This window comes from Myxococcus sp. CA039A (assembly GCF_013336645.1).
Lineage (GTDB): Bacteria > Myxococcota > Myxococcia > Myxococcales > Myxococcaceae > Myxococcus > Myxococcus llanfairpwllgwyngyllgogerychwyrndrobwllllantysiliogogogochensis.
Genome location: NZ_JABUMQ010000658.1, coordinates 1 through 1,439, shown reverse-complemented (window position 1 = coordinate 1,439; position 1,439 = coordinate 1). Strand labels below are relative to the sequence as shown.

The 1,439-nt window shown below is 66.4% G+C and carries 2 protein-coding genes; one reads left to right on the top strand and one right to left on the bottom strand.

What is annotated here, in order from left to right; genetic code table 11:
* Positions 1–311 precede the first annotated feature (311 nt).
* Positions 312–956: a hypothetical protein gene (locus HR086_RS46825; RefSeq protein ID WP_174468909.1), complete on the top strand. Its 645-nt coding sequence runs from the start codon at positions 312–314 to the stop codon at positions 954–956.
* On the opposite strand, the gene HR086_RS46820 is transcribed toward HR086_RS46825, so the two are convergent.
* Positions 941–1,439 (bottom strand): chloride channel protein (locus HR086_RS46820; RefSeq protein WP_174468908.1); only part of this gene is annotated, 499 nt, incomplete at its 5' end. The two genes, HR086_RS46825 and HR086_RS46820, sit on opposite strands and share 16 nt — an antisense overlap.

Sequence of the window (1,439 nt, the reverse complement as noted above, 5' to 3'; positions counted from 1 at the left end):
GATATCCTGTCTGGGTGGCGGGCCGAGGTGGCAAGCTGGCGGTGCGCAAGGCGGCCAATCAGAAGTTCGAGAGCTTCAGCTTCGGAGATACCCCGAGTCCGCCCCCCCCTGACGGGAGCCCTCCGCTCAACACGAACCACTGTGATAACCACAACTGGACGGTCTCCTGGGTGGACTCCAGCGGCGCTGTGATCTTAGGCGGTGAGGGAGGATGGGTGGCTAGGCATACTGGGACGAGTGCCCCCTGTGGGCCCGGGACTTTGCCCACCTCACAGAACATCACAGGAATGGTGGGCTTCGAGTCCGGAGGGGTGACGACTGTCTACCTGTCCGACACGGAGGGGCGTCTGTATAGGTGGGTGGTGGGTGCTTCTGGTAATCCATTCACCGAGCTGAACGACAGCAGCCTCAACTCCTACGGCCTGCATGCCCTGCGAGAGGACTTCATGCTCGCGGTGGGATCCAGCACGGGCGCGGGGGTGGATAGGCAGCGGTTCGTGTCCTACTCAGTGACGACTGGGACGACCCCGACCGGGACACCGACAGGACACACGTCCAACCCCACCAACGTGGATGGCAAGGCCACTGCGGTGTGGATGGGGGGCGCGAACAAAGCCTGTGCCGTGGGAGAAGCCGGAGCCGTATGGCGCTGGGACGGCGCGACGACGTGGGACAAGACAGACGCCCCCTCGCCGTTCGACTTCACCAGCGTGGTGATGCGTTATGACACGCAGAACCCACAGAACCCGCTGAATGAGCAGTGCTACATGGTGGACAAGCGCACGGGCGGAACGGGCGGCAAGCTGCACCGGCTGTCACCGTATGGCTGGGCCAAGGGCCCGGACCTGACCGGGAGCCTGGCGAACGTGCCGTTGAACGACATTGCCATCACAGCAGCCGGAGACCTGTGGATCGTCGGTGACGACGGCCGCGTGTTCCACTACCCGGAGCCGTGACCTCCCGGTCCTGAATCCCCGGGCCCACGTGGCCCGGGGGCCTCCAGCTCCCGCAGCGGCACCCACCGCTCCAGCAGCGGCCCGCCGTGCTTCCTCCGCCCAATCCGCTGCGACGGATAAATCCCCCGGTGGCCCGTCAGCAGATACGCCACCGTCGACACAATCATCACGTGCGGCAGCACCCCCGCGCCCACCAGCTCCACCGCCATGATGGACAGCGCCAGCGGTGTATTCGCCGCCGCCGCGAACAGCGCCGCCATCCCCACCGCGGCCCCCAGGTCCACTGGCAATCCCAGCACCCGCGCCAGCACGTTCCCCAGGCTCGCGCCAATGAAGAACAGCGGCGTCACCTCTCCGCCCAAGAACCCCGAGCCCAGCGTCACCACCGTGAACGCCAGCTTCCACGCGAACGCGGACACCGGCAGCGCCGGGTCCTCGAACGCTCGGATGATTCCCGGCACCCCCAACCCCAGATACTCATCC